Here is a 17,874-nt window from a genome sequence, read left to right on the forward strand (position 1 = left end):
GGGGGAAGATTGGCAGATTCAGAGGTTCATGTATCTTTTTTGTAGCTTTGCGCGATGAAAAGAACACCTACCATACTCGTTGTAAATGATGACGGCATTGATGCACCTGGCATCAAAGTGCTTATCGACGCGATGAAAGAGTTGGGGAATGTAGTAGTGGTAGCTCCTGATAGTCCTCAATCAGGTATGGGGCACGCCATTACTATCAGCAAACCCCTTCGCCTGGATCGCGTGCACATCTATCCCGAAGTGGAAATGTATAAGAGCTCTGGGACACCGGTGGACTGTGTGAAACTGGCAGTAAACAAAATATTTAAAGGTAAAAAGCCTGATCTGTGTGTATCTGGTATTAATCATGGTCTCAATCATTCGATCAATGTAATTTATTCGGGAACCATGTCGGCTGCTGTCGAAGGTGCAATTGAAAGCATCCCTTCTGTAGGTTTTTCATACGATGACTTTGGCTATGATGCGGACTTTTCAGCCTGCGTACCATTTGTGAAAATGGTTGCTGCCAAAGTACTTGAACATGGCCTCGCACCCGGAACACTACTTAATGTAAACTTTCCCAAGACCGACAAGATTAAAGGGATAAAGGTGTGCCGGCAGGCTAATGCCAAGTGGGCCGAGGAGTTTGATGAAAGAAAAGATCCGAATAACCGGGATTATTTTTGGTTAACCGGGAAATTTCAACTGAATGACCGGGGAGAAGACACCGACGTTTGGGCGCTTACAAATGGCTACGCTTCGCTCGTTCCCGTTCAGTTTGATCTGACTGCACACCACGCTATTCCTCATTTAAATAACTGGCAATTCAATGTTGAAGCGGAATAATGTTTGGCTGGGTACTGTTCTCGGACTCGTGCTTCCGGGAATAGCCTTTTTTGTTGTGGAGGTATTAAAGAAAAACCTTGTGTTTTTGCAGAAGGCAGACCTTCTTTATATCGGTTGTGTCGCGTTAAACCTGCTACTCGTAAAGTACTACTCCAAAAAATATATGGACGAAACGGCCAGAGGTATAATTGGGTCTACCTTTATTTGTGCCTTTATCTTCTTTTACTACAAAGTTAACCAATGAGATATTATCTGATTGCAGGCGAGGCTTCAGGCGACTTGCATGGCGCTAATCTGATGAAGGCGTTGCGGCTGGTAGATGCAGAGGCGGAATTTCGTTTCCTTGGAGGAGATTTGATGGTTTCCCAAGGCGGTGATCTGGTAAAACATTACAAGGAAATGGCCTACATGGGTTTCTTGGAGGTGTTGATGAACCTACCAGCGATCATGCGGAATTTGAAGCAAGCCAAATCAGACTTATTGAAATATAAACCAGATGCACTGGTTCTTATTGACTTTCCCGGCTTCAATCTGAAGGTCGCTGAATTTGCCAAGCAGAACGGAATCAAGGTTTTTTATTATATCTCGCCGAAAGTATGGGCCTGGAATCAGCGACGGGTTCTTAAGATCAAGAAGGTGGTTGATAAATTGTTTTGTATCCTTCCTTTTGAGGTAGATTTTTACAAAACCTGGGGAATGGAGGTAGACTACGTAGGTAATCCCCTGCTTGATGCAATAGCAGCTTTCGAAGCAGATAAGAACTTTAGGGAGAAACACGGCTTTTCAGACAAGCCCATTGTTGCTTTATTGCCTGGAAGCAGGAAGCAGGAGATTCTCAAAATTCTGCCAGAGATGCTGCACACTGCAAATCGCTTCCCCAATTACCAGTTCATTATTGCGGGAGCTCCGAGTTTCACAGCTGACTTTTATACGCAGGCTGCTTTTGGAACACAGGCCCTTCCAGTAGTTTTTAGCGACACTTATAATCTTCTGAACTGCGCCCATGCAGCTATTGTGGCTTCGGGGACTGCTACCCTGGAAACGGCCCTGTTTCATGTTCCCCAGGTCGTTGTCTACAAAACGAGTGCAGTTTCTGTGGCAATCGCCCGCACGCTGATAAAAATTAAGTATATCTCGCTGGTAAATTTAATCATGGATAAGCCCGTGGTGAAAGAGTTGATTCAGGAAGACTGTAATCCGCAGATGATTGCTGAAGAATTGGAGAAGTTGTTGGATGGAAATTACAGGCATGAGATGCAGAAGAACTACATAGACCTGTCTCTTAAAATGGGAAGTCCTGGAGCCTCAGAGAAAACGGCCCAGTTAATACTACAAACCCTCACGAATAAGCATTAGTGAGGGTTTGTAGTAAATATTATCTGTTAACTTTACCGCTTCTTTGCTGGTTTCTAACCGGAACTAAAGCTGGTTCTTTTTTCTTTAAGCTTTCGATAAACTCTGAAACTAGTTCTTTCAATCTCTCAAACATAAAAATCCCTTTTCTATCAATACTCTAATTTACGCTCTTTTCTCAAATTTATTGTAAAACTCACCCTGATTTCTGATTTATTTCAAGTGGTGGTTTTGATCCAACGTCGGTGCGTCCGATTTCTTTTCAAACTTCCTTTGCTGTTCATTAAGATCTATCCACAAGGAATGGATCTGTTGGTTAACAGCAACTGAAGAGTTTGACTGTCTTTTTTTAAAAAGTTTAATTATCAATCTTCGAAGAAGATGCATTGTATCCAAGAGTGTAAGCTATGGTACGAAAACGAGGGCCAGAGGTTTCCCTTTTTTTAATTTAGGATCTTCTAATTTGATTTTTTTGATTTTCTTCGCGACAAATTCATATAGATGAAAGCTTTTTTGTTCGATTTGAATGGTACCATGATAGACGACATGGACTATCATACTGATGCCTGGCACAATATCATAAATAACCAACTCGGAGGAAATATGTCGCGGGAGGCAGTTAAGATGGAGATGTATGGCAAAAATCAGGAGGTGCTTGTGAGAGTGTTCGGTGAGGGACGTTTCAAAGCGGAGGAGATGGATCAGATATCATTTGAAAAGGAGAAGAAGTACCAGCAAACTTATAAACCGCATTTGAGGCTTATTAGTGGGCTTGACTCCTTTTTAGAACGCGCTTATCAGAAAGGGATAAAAATGGCAATAGGCTCGGCTGCTATCACGTTCAATATCGATTTCGTTCTAGATGGCCTTGATGTCAGAAAATATTTTCCGGTTGCCATCAGTGCCGATCATGTGACGAAGAGTAAACCAGATCCGGAAACTTTCATTAGTGCTGCCCAGGGACTGGGTGTGCAAGCGGAAGACTGCCTGGTTTTCGAAGATAATCCAAAAGGGGTTGAAGCAGCCAGAAGGGCGGGTATGAAATCAGTGGTAATTACTACGATGCACCAGGAGCACGAGTTTGAGGGGCTGGATAATATCCTTTGTTTTATAAAAGATTACCACGATCCCTATCTGCAGGAGTTATTGGAACAAATATAGATAGCTTACCGGTTATCCTCCTGGTAAGCTATCTGCTCCATTGAAAGTGGGATGACGTACGATTTGGGCTGCAATGCCTAGTAACTCATCCCCGGATAGGGTACCACCACCTTCAAAATCAAAATCTTTTTCTGTCCTGATGGTGATTTGGCCCAGCGTACTGTCGGTCGGGATGTCATCAATATCAACCGGGTCTTTTTCAGCAAGTGAGCTGTTGATATCCGGATCAGTGATGCGGAATACGTTTGTGTAGCCCGATGTTTCTTGTACAATTACAGGCTCAATAACCAGTCTTCGTCTCTCCTGTCCAATCTGTATTTCGAAGTTTTCCATAGCGCGTGATTTCTCATAGTACAGCCCGCTTCAGGAAAAGTTTTAGGAAACAGGAGGTCTTAAAAAGTGAAACCGCCAGAATTCCTTCTATGCGGTTTCGGTGATAAGGGTGTACGTCTTAAATATTATTTTATTTCCAGGTCCATTTCTGCCGCCTGGACATCTTCTTTGCTACCATAGTCTACTACCCCGGTTACGGTGTACTTGCCTTGGGCCATGTCGGTAGGTAGAACAAACTTCATTTCTCTGGATCCGCCGGGCAAAACAGTAAACCCTGCCGGCTTAAGCCGTTCTTTTTTACCTGTCTTAAGATTTACATATTCAACATAAGAAGCGCAATCTAAAATCGCTTCCCCTGTATTTTTCGTAACAATCGCTACTGCCCTTTCTGTTGGCGTTACACCATCAACTTGTTTGAAACTGACAATTTCGGCCTGTTTCAAGGTGACACTTGGAGGAGTTTGAAACAGGTGGACAACAAACTGAAACGTTTCTATAATACCCATCCCCACGCTATTGCTTCCAAGATTCGCAGCTTCTGACCTTTCTTTTGCAAGTTTGATAAGCATTGTTCCCCATTTTACTTTATTTGATTCCGGAAGATTAGGAAGCTCAAGGATTACTTGTACATCTTTACTTTCGCCTGCTTCTAATTCGAAAAAGGATGGATTAGCAGAGATGTTTTTTGCGAGTGAATTAGGGCTCTCGCCAGGCTTAAGAAGAGTCGACTTTCCTGTACTGCCTGGGGCAGCAAAGTCGCCAAATGTAATTTGAAAGGCCTGTTTCTTACTAGAGTTGTTGGTGATTTTCAGCGACTGAGTTTTACTTTCACCTGGGTTTACTTTGTAATAAATCCGACTTGGAGCTACTGATACACTTTGTGCTCTAACTGTTGAAATTAAGATTACTAAGAATAGTAAGGCGTTAATTGCTTTATTCATCTTGTTTATTCGATTTACTGTTATTGTCTTTCGTTTCTATTACTTTTCCTTGCTGATCAAATCGTTTGATGTTGAGTTTTCTCTTTTTCTCCAGCATATTAAAGGTGATGTTGTAGTTGTCAGCAACGGTGAGCATATCTACCACAATTCGTTTTTGTTGGAGTTCGAAGTTTTCTGGAAGCACATTCTCATTGACGCTCACACTGTATGTTCCAACTGGAAGTTTCAAAACAAAGCGTCCATTGCCATCTGTGAGGGTCGAGTATATTTTCCCAAGGGAATCGATAGCGGTTACGCGAATCTTACTTACATCCACGCTTCGTTCATAGTCCGCAGAGACAACATCTTTTTGAGCCATTAAAATCCCTGTTAGTTGAACTCCCTGATTAAGCGGCATTAATACTGTTTCGTCATCTTTTAAGGACAGAATTCTTTCATTGGCAGCGAAAAAGCCAGAATTCTCAGACAATGGGACAAGAGTGATTTTATACTCACCTTTCGGTAGATTATTATAAGCAATTTTTCCCTGTTGATCAGTAACAAAGTTTTCCCCGATCTCTTTTAAACGCGACTGACTGTTGTCCGTGCTATCAACATTAAGAGACTTCACGTTAATTAGTACATTTTTTATCCCCTGCTCATTCTTGTCCTGTTGCCCATTGCCATTCAAATCTTTAAACACTGCGACTTTCAAAGCCTTATATTTCTTTCCAGATACTGGCACTCCTATTCTTTTTTTGAAACCAAATCCGAAAAAAATATTTGAGGTGCTCATCGATTGGTCGAACGCCTCCACATTATCTAGATTAATAAAAGGGTTGTTTTTTTGATTATTGTTAATGTACTGCCCATAGAATCTGAACTCAAGACCACTTTTGGGCATGTAGTAGAATTCGGGTCTGGCGCTAATTCTATGTCTCTTGAATAGGGTTTCGTAGCTGTAAACGAAGCTGGGCTCAAAACTTAACTTGTTTCTAAGCACCCACAGTTTCAGGTTAGTATTAGTATATATAGACTGGTTATTCACCTTTGTATTTGCGAAAAGAAGTTGCTCGAAAGTCTGGTAAGGTCCGTAAAAATACCGGATACTCGAAGTTAAGCCCCTGTGTCTGACCATCGTCCTGAGCTGAGCTGAGAAGTAAGGATTCAAATTATAATCAGGAAGTTCGTTGTATGCGCCGAAAACGGAAAGGTAAAACCTCGTGTTGCCCGTCTGCCTCGGTCTAAAATCTACTCCAAGGCCATTTGATCTTGTTCTTAGATTAAAAATATTATTTTCCTGGTGTTGTAGCTTTAGAGCTGTTGTGTAATTATAGGGACTGTAAGTATATTTCAACTCGTATAATGCACTAGCACTGGGCCGACTGGTTAGAAGAAAGCCTGAGGTGCTTAAATACTGTGGATTTTGGTCATAGCTGTAGTAGTTCGCCTCGGCGCTATTCGTGTAATTGAATCTGTATAAGACATTGGCGCCAAAGCTGGTAATGCCGCGGTAGCTGGTGTTGAATTTGCTACCATAGGTGTGGTGAAAGCCAAAAGTGAATTTCCGGATGGCACCGAAGTAATTAACAGCGTACGCATAGCCAGTTTTAACGACCGGCGTAGTAAAATCATAATAATTTTCTTGAGAAAGTGCCGAGTTAAGCGTAATACTGTGGTTTCGAGCAAAAGGCAGTCGGAGGCTGTTACTGTACTGCAGTCCGTCAAATTTTAATAACGAATTCTCTGTCCGTTGAAAATAGTTATCGAAGCGGGTTCTCCCAATTCGGAGTCCGTAACTAAAGCCGTAGTCTGTTCTGTTTACACTGTTGAATAGACGAGGATTCTGTAAGTAGAAAGCTCCGAACGTGTGGTTGCGAAGGACTTCTTGCGTAACCCTTATACCTCGCCCTGTTGGTGTTAAGCCAAAATTTGGGCTACCGCTAACGTCACCAATTTCGACTGTGGTCTTCGGGCTAGTATAGCCAACATAATGTGAATTTCCTAAATAGGGGAGGTAACTGTAGAAGTTGTCCGCGAAAAAAGTCTGGAACCGATAAATCAGGCTCCTATTGCCCGGAAGGGTAGTGTTGCCATATAAACTTAGATTGAGTATGGTTGAATTATCAAGGATATTATCAACATTTGCTTCTATCGTTAAGGGCGCGGATTCATAACGGTATTCCCGCATTCGAGCTTGTGTTCCAGTTCGTATGAAATCAATGGTGGTTCTCCAGGTCTTCGGTGCCGAATACTCATCAGCCTCGTTCTGAACAGTAATTTTTAATGGATATACATCTGCTTTGGTAACATCATAAATCACGTCAAAGTCTTCCCTAAACGATCTCTGAGGAAGGCTCAGCTTTTCAGCTGTAAAATATAACGTGGTATCCGTTTTAATAGGGAGAGTAACGTTGAAATGCTTGATTTCAATAGGTGTGTTGCTATTGTCCAGTACCCTCAACCTCCGGTCGCTGGCAAAGTTGATTTTTATTTTCTCCTCCGCATTGCCGTTGTTCTGTAGTTTAATTGCGAACTTCGCCGTGTTACTACCTTCGAGAAAAAACACCTTGTTTTCAGCAGCGGCAGCGTTCCAATCAGTTTCTTTTTTTATGCTGAGATACCAAATAGCGGAGCCGAATTGAATATTATCATCATTGATTAGTGACGCATTAATAACGTGATTGACGTTTCCGTTACTTGTTTTCTTGGGAATAAGGTTTACAGGGATGAACAAAGAATCATAAGGGGATATAGTATAGTTTGTGTTCATCCGCGAAACAAACTTCCAAGAATCAGGAGCGGAAATAGCCAAACTAAATGTGTATTCTCGATTTGAGTTATTTTTAACCCTTAGGATGTTGGATGAAAGCTCATTACTTTTCTGTTCCGTTTTTTTATTTACGAAAGCGACTTCAAATCCCCGTGCATTATTTACGTCTTGGCCTTTTACTTGCTTAGCCGGCAACAAGATTATTACGAGCTGAAAAAAAAGCGCGTAGCAAAAGCTGTGTAAATGGTTGGGGGTAGGAGCTCTCATTTCCTATAAATCTTGCATCAAAATAAAGTCTACCCGTAGCGAGTAGGAGCCAGCTCTATAGTTAAGCCCCGGTGTCGCTTTTAAGTCAACCTTGAAAGTGTAGCACTGTGGTTGCGTGTTATATGATCCGGCAGCATTTGCTCCTGTAACCCCACATGGTGCAGCAGGATCGTTTCCCGAGCTGCCGATGATATAATTTGGACTGGATATGTCCGAAAGATTGAAAAATGAAGTTCCTGTCTGTGTTGTGTTTGCAGTATTATATACCCTAGCTTGTAAGATGTTTACGGGAATGGAAGAATTCCCTGAGCTTCCGTAAGCATTGTTAACATCAAAGAAGCCGTTGGTAGTAGTAGTGGTACCAACATACAAGTCCCACTCAGCCCCAGGCGACTCAACTCGCAAAGTGAGAAAGGAAGGGATTATAATGCCCTTTTGATATTTCTCAATAGTGTTAAAATCGAAATTTACGTTAGGTGTTGTCTTCAAGGCGAAGCTTACAGTCTGCGCATTGATATGCGAAAAACTCGCTGCGCTTAAAAGAAAGAATGTAAATAGAGGCAGTAAATTCTTCACTTGCGCTATCCCCCGGGGGTGTAAAAAAGAGAGTTAAATTAGATTAGTTTGAAAAGGGGCACAAGAATCCTTGTGCCCATCTTTCGGTTGATATTATAAATCTTCAACTAGTGCGTAAACTACTTCAAGGTAGTAATAACCTGCCTGAGCATATCCAGGTGCACCTAGTGGCACTACTGAATTAGGAAATGTTGCAGGGATACCAGGCTTAATTTTGTAATGAAGTCTAAATTGATTGGTCGCGGGGTTAGCAGCGGCGGCCCCCGGAGCGTAAGATTGATTCACGGCTGTACCCACCTGGCCGGCAAGGAATTGCGTTGCAACCGTAGGGATGCCGTTTCCTACTTGTGAATTTCCCAAACCTTTCAAACTCACAAACGAATTAAAGTTGTTTGTAGCACCACTCGCATTTGGTCTGATTGCTTGAATTTCCAGGATTTCAGCTGGTAAAAGAGGCGTTCCATTGGTGGAGTAGGCATCTACTTGAACCCATCTATCCGTACTAGCATAAGCAAATAGATCCCATGCAACAGTTGCATCAACGTCCAGTTTGGTAGCGTTGAATTTAGTAATACCTTGCTGGTAGTCTGGAATAGATTTGAATGAAAAGTTTACGGTCGGGTCAGTAGTCATCGTCAGGTTTAAAATTCCCTGAAGGTCCATTGTCACGTAAGCGTACTCTTCATCTGATAGTTGTGCGAAGGACGTCGCCGAGAAGCCAAGCATGGCCAAGAAAAGAAAAATTTTCTTCATGTGTAACGGTTTAATTGTTTTAAAAAAGGTTTTATTTCTGTCCTTGTACTTAAAAAGGGGGAAAGGGTTACAAGAAATTTGTCTCCTGGTAAAATTTTTCCACAATCGGATCGTTATCAACAATTCCTCTGGAAAATAATTATCTCTCAGCTTTTTTTGAGAGTCTTGAAGGCTCGGTTTGATATAGGGGAGTCGGAGCTAGAAGATCAGAACCTGTTACATGATATAGGATGACATAACAAAAAAGGCCGGGAGAATTTTGCTCCCAGCCTTTTTACTTTTGAAAAAATGGATTTACGACTTGTTCAACTGGTAGTATACTTCGCTCCAGCGCAGTTCATTTTTGAACTGATACAGGTCGGTGTTTTTGCCGATTTTTACGAATTCAATACCTGCCATCTCCGCAAAGTCTTGCATGTGCTCAGCGGTTAGGTTTTGACTGTAACCCGTGTGGTGAGCACCGCCGGCTAAGATCCAGGCAGCACATCCTGTTTTCATATCAGGATATGGCTTCCATAGCACGCGGGCTACCGGAAGTTTAGGAAGATCGTGCTCAGGAGCAACTGCTTCTACTTCGTTCACCAGCATCCTGAAACGGTTACCCATATCAACGATTGATGCATTGATTGCTGGTCCTGCTGCTACATTGAAAACCAGACGCACCGGATCAGCTTTGCCACCGATACCCAGAGGATAAATTTCACACTTAGGTTTTCCATCAGCAATCGACTCACAGATTTCAAGCATGTGCGAACCAAGAACCATTGGGTTAGCAGGATCAAAATGGTAAGTGTAATCTTCCATGAATGCGTTGCCGCCAGGAAGGCCAGTCCCCATTACTTTCATAGCGCGTACCAAAGCTGCTGTTTTCCAGTCGCCTTCGCCGGCAAATCCGTATCCTGCATTCATCAAGCGCTGAGAAGCGATGCCCGGTAGCTGAGCCATTCCATGCAGGTCCTCAAACGTGTCAGAGAAACCTTTGTAATTACCAGCTTCCAGAAAAGCTTTCATTCCCAACTCAATGCGGGCAGCATCTCTTAGCGAAGAGTATTGTGCTCCTCCTTTACGAAGAGAATCCATTACGGCGTACCTTTCCTCGTATTCAGCGGTTAACTTGTCTACTTCGCTATCGCTGATTTGGTTGATTACTGCCACCAGATCTCCGATACCATGGGTATTTACAGAGAAACCAAACCGAAGTTCTGCTTCCACTTTGTCTCCATCAGTTACAGCTACATAGCGCATATTGTCGCCGAAACGAACAAAGCGGGCACCTTGCCAATCGTTCCATCCTGCTGCTGCACGAGACCATGCACCTAGTTGCTCGATTACTTCAGGGTCTTGCCAGTGACCAACTACTACTTTGCGGTTGATACGCATTCTTGACATGATGAACCCAAACTCACGATCGCCGTGTGCACTCTGGTTTAAGTTCATGAAATCCATATCGATAGAATCCCACGGAATATCCCGGTTGAACTGAGTGTGTAAATGCGCCACTGGTTTTTGCAGGCTTTTCAAACCTGTAATCCACATTTTGGCTGGAGAGAATGTGTGCATCCAGGTGATAACACCAATACACTCGGGGGCTACGTTAGCTTGTTGGCAAATAGCGAAGATCTCTTCGGTGCTTTTTACAGTGGGTTTGAAAACAACGCGTACCGGCATTCCGGCTGCGTTATTCAATGAGTTCGCAATTTCCTGAGAGTGAGCAGCAACTTGTTTTAAAGTTTCTTCTCCGTATAGATCCTGGCTTCCTGTTACAAACCAGACTTCAAACTTTTTGAGATCAAGCATTATTTTATTTAGGGTTATGATTTATAAATATCTTACAATAATTACTGGCCATAATAGGAATTAGGCCCGTGTTTTCTTTCGTAGTGTTTCGTGATCAAAGAATCTTTGAGACGGGGAGACTGCGGATTGATCTGCTCGGTAAGCAGCGCCATTTGTGCCACTGTTTCGAGTACGGCACTGTTGTACACGGCTTTATCGGCTGTTTTTCCCCAGGTAAAGGGCGCGTGGTTACCTACCAGCACCATTTCCACTTCCTTATAGTCCAAACCTTTTTCTTCAAAACAATTCATGATCTGAAATCCGGTCTGATATTCATAATCACCCTGAATCATTTCATCGCTCATTGGAGGAGCGCAGGGGATATCGACCGTATTATGGTCAGCATGGGTAGTCCCGAAGATAGGAATGTCGCGCTGGCTTTGTGCCCAGGCTGTCGCATAGGTGGAATGGGTATGAACAATTCCGCCTATCCCTTCCCAATGCTTGTACAGTACCGCATGGGTAAGCGTATCTGAGGAGGGGCGAAGAGTACCTTCGATGATTTTTCCGTCGAAATCCACAATCACCATTTTTTCTGGCGACAGTTCTTCATACGGAACTCCGCTTGGTTTAATCGCAAAAACACCAAGGTCCCGATCGGCTGCACTTACATTTCCGAAAGTGAAAAGCACCAGACCAAGTTTAGGAAGCTGCATATTCGCATCATATGCAGCTTGTTTAATATGTTGATATTGGCTCATTAATAAAAGTCTAGTTTCCTTTGGACTACTAAATATTAGGGTTAACTGTGGATAGTATGTTCAGTTTCTTCCGATATGAAATCTTCAATGAAGGAACCTGCCTCCAGATATTTCTGATAGCGCTTCGCGTACAATGCTACTCTATCCGCATTAGGTTGATACTCGGCATCAAATCCCTGGCCCATTGCACTCATCGCATCTTCAACCTTTGGATAAATGCCGGCAGCAGTAGCAGCAAACATGGCTGCACCAATAGCGCAAGTTTGTTCTGATTTGTGAATTTTGATCGGCATGTTCATCACATCCGCCATCATCTGCATAATGAAAGGAGATTTTTTAGCAACTCCGCCCATTCCGATCAGTCCCTTTACAGGCACACCTTGCTCGATAAATCTATCTACAATTCTTTTTGCACCAAAGCAGGTCGCTTCTACTAAAGAGCGGAAGATTTTTACCGCGTCACTACCCAAATCCAAGCCGATAAAGGCTCCTTTAAGCAGCTGACTTGCATCTGGCGTGCGCCGACCGTTTAGCCAATCTATAGCAATTTCAGCGTCTTCCTCCAGCGGAAGTTCATTCGCTCTTTTGCTTAATTCAGGAATTATTTTTCCTTCTACTTCGTGTAAGAGTTTTTCTGCAGTGGCAGCATCGATAACATCAGATTGCGCCAGCAAATTCTTTAGAGGCCATGCCAGAACGTTTTTGAACCAGGCGTAAGCGTCACCAAATGCTGATTGACCTGCTTCCATTCCGATCATGTTAGGGATAATCGAACCATCCACCTGTCCGCAGATACCATTAACTAAGGTTCCTTTTACTTCATCCTTCGGTGCAACCAGCATGTCGCAGGTAGAGGTACCCATTACTTTACTTAAATAATAAGGCTCAATTTGTCCTCCCACTGCTCCCATGTGCGCATCGAACGCTCCGATGCCGATCACTACATCGGTTGAAAGGCCGAGTTTTTCTGCCCACTCCTGACTTAACGTTCCAGCTTTCTCAGCGGATGTATAAGTCCTGTTACCTAGTTTCGAAGTAAATCCTGCCAGAAGCGGATCCAGTGTTGCGAAAAACTCGTCAGGAGGGAAGCCACCAAATTCTTCTGCCCATAATGATTTATGTCCCGCTGAGCATACGCCTCTTTTTATGTCTTCGGCTTTTTGTCCGCCAGTCAATAAGAAAGGAATCCAGTCGCAATGTTCTACCCAAGTATACATTGCCTTACGTACCTGCTCGTCTTGCCGGATCACATGCAATAACTTCGCCCAAAACCATTCCGATGAATAGATCCCCCCAACAAACTGAAGGTAATTGGTATCAAACTTTTCTGCATGCTCGTTTATTTCCTGCGCTTCATCTACCGCAGTGTGGTCTTTCCACAGTACGAACATTGCATTAGGGTTATTTTCAAAGCCGGGCTTTAGGGCCAGAGGCGTACCACTCTCATCAACAGCAACAGGAGTTGAACCTGTTGTGTCAACAGAAAGAGCTTTAATGTTTTTTGCGACGTCGGTACCCGCCTTCGCCAGACACTCCTTAACTGTTGTTTCAAGTCCTTCTACGTAATCCAGGGGGTGTTGTCTGAATTGATTAGCAGCCGGATCACAGAACTCTGCTCTTTTCCAACGGGGATAATAAAATACAGATGCTGCAACTTCTTGCCCTGTATGAGCATTAACTATCACTGAGCGTACGGAATCTGTTCCATAATCTACTCCTATAACAAAACTTTGGTTGGCCATAATTTGGTATTCGTGTCTAAATAACACTTATTTATTCAAAAATAAAAATCCTGACTTAAGATTCTCTAAATTATTAAAAGTTAGGCACTGAGTGCTTGGGGATTTGGGATAAAGTTAAGGAAGGATTGAAACTTGTCTTTGTAAATACCCGGATCAAGTTTATAGAAATAAGCGCCTTTTTTTGAGTTCTCTTTGTCCTTTTCATCCTGACGGATCAGCAGGCCGGTAGATAGTAATTTCCTGCTAAAATTGCGTTTGTCCAAAACCGTATCGTACACATTCTCATAAAGGGTTTGAATTTGCGGTATGGTGAATTTCTCAGGTAGCAATTCAAAAAGGATGGGGTGGAGAGCGGCTTTGTACCGTAATTTTTCTCTGGCCATTTCCACCATCTCATTATGGTCAAAAATAAGCTTCGGTACATCCTTTAAATGAAACCATTCTGCGTGATATTCTTCACTCAGCTGCTTTTCGTATTTATGAACATCAATAAAGGCAAAGTAAGTGATACTCAAGGTGCGCTCGATCGGATCTCGCTTAGGTTCCCCAAAGACATGCATTTGTTCCATGTACACTCCTTCTAGCCCGGTAAGTTGTTTCAGGATGCGGGAGGCAGCTGCTTCAGGTCCCTCATGCGGTTCTATGAATCCGCCCATCAGGCTCCACTTATTCTTCTCAGGTTCAAATCCGCGCTGAATAAGCAGGAGCTTCAAATGCTCGCCATCAAATCCGAAAATTATACAGTCAACGGCAACAAGAACGCGCGTCTGTTTAGAGTACCTCGTCATTTGGTTTTATATACAATGATAAAGGATATATGTGTAAGAGACAATTGTTCAATAAATTTTCTTCTTAGGAAAGCGGTAGTACCAGCCCGATTGACGGCCAATTAAATAACCCGAACAGTATAAAATTTTTAATTGTAATATTGACATTTAACGAAAACCTCTTAACTTAGTTTCTCGAACCATTATAAAATAAAGGGCAAAAGAAGGACAACGGTACTTTTGCTAACACAATTGTAATCCTTAACAAATGAACTTATTTACGAAAACAAAGAAACTGGGGTTTGTTGCTGGCCTGTTAGTGGCTGGTACTTTGACTTCCCTTGCTCAGGACAAGGTAGAAATTAAGCTTAATCCGAACGAGGCTAAGCACACCATCAGCAGGCATATCTACGGCCATTTTGCAGAGCACCTCGGGAGGAGCATTTATGGCGGGTTTTATGTTGGGGAAGATTCGAAGATTCCAAATACGAATGGTATTCGAAATGACGTAGTAGCTGCATTGCGAACATTGAAGATTCCAAACCTTCGCTGGCCCGGTGGATGTTTTGCCGATACGTATCACTGGAAGGATGGAATCGGACCCAAGGAGAAGCGGCCAACAATTGTGAACACCTGGTGGGGCGGGGTGACTGAGAATAATAGTTTCGGGACCCATGACTTCTTAAATATGTGTGAGTTACTGGGTACTGAACCTTATTTAGCGGGCAACTTGGCCACGGGCACTCCTCAGGAACTGGTCGACTGGGTACAATACGTGAATTTTGCCGGAGAGAGCCCCATGTCGAAACTCCGTCGTGAAAACGGAAGAGAGAAACCATGGAACGTAACTTATTGGGGTGTTGGAAATGAAGCCTGGGGATGTGGTGGTAATATGACTCCTGAGTACTATTCAGACTTGTATCGTAAATACGCGACGTTCATGACGGGCTGGAGTAATGATAAATTGTTCAGAATTGCTTCCGGTGCCAACTCTTCCGACTATAACTGGACTGAAGTGGTGATGAAAAATGTGCCTAAGAACTTAATCGAAGGCATGGCGCTTCATCATTATTCGGTAATCGATTGGAATAAAAAGGGGCCGGCAACCGATTTTACCGAGCAACAATACTTTACCACTATGCAAAGGGCGCTTTTTATGGAAGAGCTGGTGACAAAGCACCTTGCTATTATGGATAAATATGACCCACAGCATAAAGTAGCTCTTGTTGTGGACGAATGGGGTGGCTGGTATGACGTGGAGCCCGGAACCAATCCAGGTTTTCTGTATCAGCAGAACACCATTCGAGACGCTATGATTGCGGGTGCGACACTTAACATTTTTAATAATCATGCCAATCGTATTAAAATGGCGAACCTCGCTCAAGCTATCAACGTGTTGCAGGCAGTCATTCTTACTAAGGAAGAAAAAATGATCCTTACGCCCACCTATCATGTGATGGAGATGTATAACGTTCATCAGGATGCTACCCTGATTCCGCTAAAAATAGAGGCGGCTAATGAGTATAAAATGGGCAATGAAAGCCTACCCGCAGTTTCTGCATCTGCATCTAAAGCTAAAAATGGCTTGGTGCATATTTCCCTGACTAATATCGATCATAAGAATTCCCGCGAAATCTCTATCGATGTGAAGGATTTAAAAGCAAACGCTGTTAGCGGAAGGATTTTGACATCGAAAAAAGTTCAGGATTACAACTCGTTCGAAAATCCCACTTTAATTAAGCCCGTAGCATTTAAGGGCGCCAGCATCAAGGGAGGAAAGTTAAATGTTAAATTACCTCCTGTTTCTGTAGTGGTACTGGAATTGAAGTAAAGATTAAAAATTATACCCCTCGAAAAAGGGGTATTTTTTTTGAAGAAATGTTTAATTGTTATTTTGACAATTGTGATTTATTGGTTATACTTGGGTAACTAATTATAAGCTGGCAGCTGTATGCCAATAGTAACCTCTTTTTCATTCATACGTATTTACTAAACATTCTCCAGGGCCAGGTAAATTATAAGTATTTCTAGATGGAAGCAGTTCGCAATATTCGGATTTCTGAAAGCCAGACAGAGGAGAGGCTGTTATGGCGGAAATTCAAAGATGGAGACAAGACTGCTTATTCATATTTTTATTCCACCTACGCATCTTTGTTATTCCGCTATGGCTGCAAGTTGATGTGCGATCGCGAGTTGGTGAAAGATTGTCTGCATGATTTGTTTACCGATCTATGGCGCAATAAAGCGGGTCTTGGTGAGCCTGAGTCGATTAAAAACTACTTGGTTAAGTCTATGCGTAATAAGCTTGTAAGGGAGCTGGGCAGGCAAACAAAATTCGTAAGTACGGAGGAAGTTATACAGGAGGGAAGTTTAGGAGAAGTAATATCTCACGAACTCTCACTCATCAATCAGCAAAGTAAAACAGTTCAGGAAGTTCGTCTTATCCAAGCTTTAAAAAAGCTTACCAGCAAACAGAAAGAGATCATTTTTCTCATCTATTATAACAATCTGAGCCCCGTAGAAGCAGCCGCTATTATGTCTGTGTCCGTTCGCACCATCTACAACACTACTTTTAATGCCATTCAAGCCTTGAAAAGCGAGATGGTTGTTCCCGTTCTATTAGCGGTTATTTTTCTCTGATTTTTTATTTTTTTCAGCCACATTTTACTGTTCCCCCAAAGCTCCAACAGGGCTTTTTTCACTCGATAAAAAAAAGTTGAAATTTTCTTGGTAAAAAAGCAGACCTCCTGTCTAATTACCTATATCAATTATAAACCAACGTATGTACTCGAAGAAGTATAGCCTGGAGGACCTCATTGTCGATCCCGGTTTTATTAAGTGGGTGAAAGCTCCACATCAGCACAATGGTGCTGTATGGGAGGCTTGGGCCGCTCAGAGCTATGAAAATAGTAATGTGGTCGACGAAGCCAGGGAAATCGTCCTGGGATTCGCATCCGATATTGACGAGCCAATGCAACAGGAGCTGAATGACGTCTGGAACAGGATCGTCGCAACCAACGAAGAATTTGATTCTCAAACCACTCCAACAAAATCTATCCGTTTTTCCAGTTTCGTAGCGGCCTGGCAAAAAGTCGCGGCGGTCACAGTTGGCTTCCTGGTCCTGTCTGCGGCAGTTTTCTTTTATCTAACCGGAAAAGAGGAGCAACGAACTGACTTCGCTGAAAATAAAAGGATCGTATTGCCCGATCAATCAGTGGTGATCCTCAATGCTAACTCCTCCATCTCATTCACTAATAACTGGGGCGAGGATAAACCGAGAGAAGTGTGGCTGAAGGGAGAGGCTTTTTTCTCTGTTACTCATAAGAAGAATTCCCAAAAATTTGTGGTGCATACTCCTGATCTGGACGTACAGGTTCTGGGTACAAAATTCAACGTGAATACTCGCCGTGGGAAAACCAAGGTGATTCTTAATTCCGGGAAGGTGAAGTTATTTCTTCTCCAGGACGTCCATCAAGTGGTGGATATGAAGCCTAATCAGATGGTAAACTTCAGCCAAAAAACAAAGCAGGTGGAAAAGTTGCAGGTAAGCGCACCCGATTTCAGCTCATGGACAGAGCAGAAGCTGGTGTTTGATGAGACGCCTCTAAAAGAAATAGCCGATTTACTTGAAGACAATTATGGTTATCAGGTAAGCTTCTTAGATCATGAAGTGGCAACATTGACCTTTACAGGATCTATAGACGCTGCCAATGTTGATCTGCTGCTTACCATTTTGAAAAAGACATTTAATATATCAATAGTTAAAAAGGAGGACGCCATCATTATAGATTCTGCACCGTAATCATAACCAATTTTTAAGAAATCCAGTCGTAACCAATTATAACTAGTACAGAAGTA

At 42.7% G+C, this 17,874-nt stretch carries 16 protein-coding genes; 7 read left to right on the plus strand and 9 right to left on the minus strand.

What is annotated here, in order from left to right; translation table 11 throughout:
* Nucleotides 1-54: 54 nt before the first annotated feature.
* The 4 genes from surE (at nucleotide 55) to J4N23_RS13140 (ending at nucleotide 3,348) form a co-directional block, all read left to right on the plus strand.
* A complete protein-coding gene (gene surE / locus J4N23_RS13125) occupies nucleotides 55-834 on the plus strand; it encodes a 5'/3'-nucleotidase SurE (RefSeq protein WP_207427923.1) in 780 nt (259 codons plus the stop codon).
* Nucleotides 818-1,078 (plus strand): stationary phase survival protein SurE, encoded by a 261-nt coding sequence (locus tag J4N23_RS13130; protein WP_207427925.1) that lies wholly within the window; start codon nucleotides 818-820, stop codon nucleotides 1,076-1,078. The genes surE and J4N23_RS13130 overlap by 17 nt, the downstream gene beginning before the upstream one ends.
* The gene (gene lpxB, locus J4N23_RS13135) at nucleotides 1,075-2,190 is read left to right on the plus strand and encodes a lipid-A-disaccharide synthase (RefSeq protein WP_207427927.1); all 1,116 of its coding nucleotides are present in this window, start codon (nucleotides 1,075-1,077) and stop codon (nucleotides 2,188-2,190) included. The genes J4N23_RS13130 and lpxB overlap by 4 nt, the downstream gene beginning before the upstream one ends.
* Nucleotides 2,191-2,688: 498 nt before the next feature.
* Entirely contained in the window at nucleotides 2,689-3,348 is a 660-nt protein-coding gene (locus J4N23_RS13140; RefSeq protein ID WP_207427929.1) for an HAD family phosphatase, read from the plus strand.
* A gap of 12 nt (nucleotides 3,349-3,360) precedes the next feature.
* Here the strand turns inward: J4N23_RS13140 and J4N23_RS13145 are convergent, their stop codons facing one another.
* The 9 genes from J4N23_RS13145 to J4N23_RS13185 all read right to left on the minus strand — a co-directional run bounded on the left by J4N23_RS13145 (nucleotide 3,361) and on the right by J4N23_RS13185 (nucleotide 14,037).
* Nucleotides 3,361-3,681 (minus strand): hypothetical protein, encoded by a 321-nt coding sequence (locus J4N23_RS13145; protein WP_207427931.1) that lies wholly within the window; start codon nucleotides 3,679-3,681, stop codon nucleotides 3,361-3,363.
* Between the two features lie 125 nt (nucleotides 3,682-3,806).
* On the minus strand, nucleotides 3,807-4,622 hold the full coding sequence (locus tag J4N23_RS13150) for a molecular chaperone (RefSeq protein WP_207427933.1): 816 nt from the start codon (nucleotides 4,620-4,622) through the stop codon (nucleotides 3,807-3,809).
* Nucleotides 4,615-7,374 carry an SdrD B-like domain-containing protein gene (locus J4N23_RS13155; RefSeq protein ID WP_207427934.1) on the minus strand — a complete coding sequence of 920 codons (2,760 nt, stop codon included), beginning with the start codon at nucleotides 7,372-7,374 and terminating at the stop codon, nucleotides 4,615-4,617. The genes J4N23_RS13150 and J4N23_RS13155 overlap by 8 nt, the downstream gene beginning before the upstream one ends.
* A 270-nt stretch (nucleotides 7,375-7,644) precedes the next feature.
* Nucleotides 7,645-8,217 (minus strand): hypothetical protein, encoded by a 573-nt coding sequence (locus J4N23_RS13160; RefSeq protein WP_207427935.1) that lies wholly within the window; start codon nucleotides 8,215-8,217, stop codon nucleotides 7,645-7,647.
* Between the two features lie 93 nt (nucleotides 8,218-8,310).
* Nucleotides 8,311-8,970, minus strand: a complete 660-nt coding sequence (locus J4N23_RS13165; protein WP_207427936.1) for a hypothetical protein — start codon at nucleotides 8,968-8,970, stop codon at nucleotides 8,311-8,313.
* A 294-nt stretch (nucleotides 8,971-9,264) separates the two neighbouring features.
* A complete protein-coding gene (araA, locus tag J4N23_RS13170; RefSeq protein ID WP_207427937.1) occupies nucleotides 9,265-10,767 on the minus strand; it encodes an L-arabinose isomerase in 1,503 nt (500 codons plus the stop codon).
* Nucleotides 10,768-10,808: 41 nt separating this feature from the next.
* Nucleotides 10,809-11,507: an L-ribulose-5-phosphate 4-epimerase gene (locus J4N23_RS13175; protein ID WP_207427938.1), complete on the minus strand. Its 699-nt coding sequence runs from the start codon at nucleotides 11,505-11,507 to the stop codon at nucleotides 10,809-10,811.
* A gap of 41 nt (nucleotides 11,508-11,548) precedes the next feature.
* Nucleotides 11,549-13,249 (minus strand): ribulokinase, encoded by a 1,701-nt coding sequence (locus J4N23_RS13180; RefSeq protein WP_207427939.1) that lies wholly within the window; start codon nucleotides 13,247-13,249, stop codon nucleotides 11,549-11,551.
* An 80-nt stretch (nucleotides 13,250-13,329) separates the two neighbouring features.
* A complete protein-coding gene (locus J4N23_RS13185) occupies nucleotides 13,330-14,037 on the minus strand; it encodes an NUDIX hydrolase (RefSeq protein WP_207427941.1) in 708 nt (235 codons plus the stop codon).
* Nucleotides 14,038-14,284: 247 nt separating this feature from the next.
* Between J4N23_RS13185 and J4N23_RS13190 the strand changes: the two genes are divergently transcribed.
* The 3 genes from J4N23_RS13190 (at nucleotide 14,285) to J4N23_RS13200 (ending at nucleotide 17,818) form a co-directional block, all read left to right on the plus strand.
* Nucleotides 14,285-15,847, plus strand: a complete 1,563-nt coding sequence (locus J4N23_RS13190; protein ID WP_207427943.1) for an alpha-N-arabinofuranosidase — start codon at nucleotides 14,285-14,287, stop codon at nucleotides 15,845-15,847.
* A gap of 200 nt (nucleotides 15,848-16,047) precedes the next feature.
* Nucleotides 16,048-16,656, plus strand: a complete 609-nt coding sequence (locus tag J4N23_RS13195) for an RNA polymerase sigma factor (protein ID WP_207427945.1) — start codon at nucleotides 16,048-16,050, stop codon at nucleotides 16,654-16,656.
* A gap of 142 nt (nucleotides 16,657-16,798) precedes the next feature.
* Nucleotides 16,799-17,818 (plus strand): FecR family protein, encoded by a 1,020-nt coding sequence (locus tag J4N23_RS13200; RefSeq protein ID WP_207427947.1) that lies wholly within the window; start codon nucleotides 16,799-16,801, stop codon nucleotides 17,816-17,818.
* Nucleotides 17,819-17,874 lie beyond the last annotated feature (56 nt).

The sequence above is a fragment of the Pedobacter sp. SYSU D00535 genome, assembly GCF_017355855.1.
Taxonomy (GTDB): domain Bacteria; phylum Bacteroidota; class Bacteroidia; order Sphingobacteriales; family Sphingobacteriaceae; genus Desertivirga.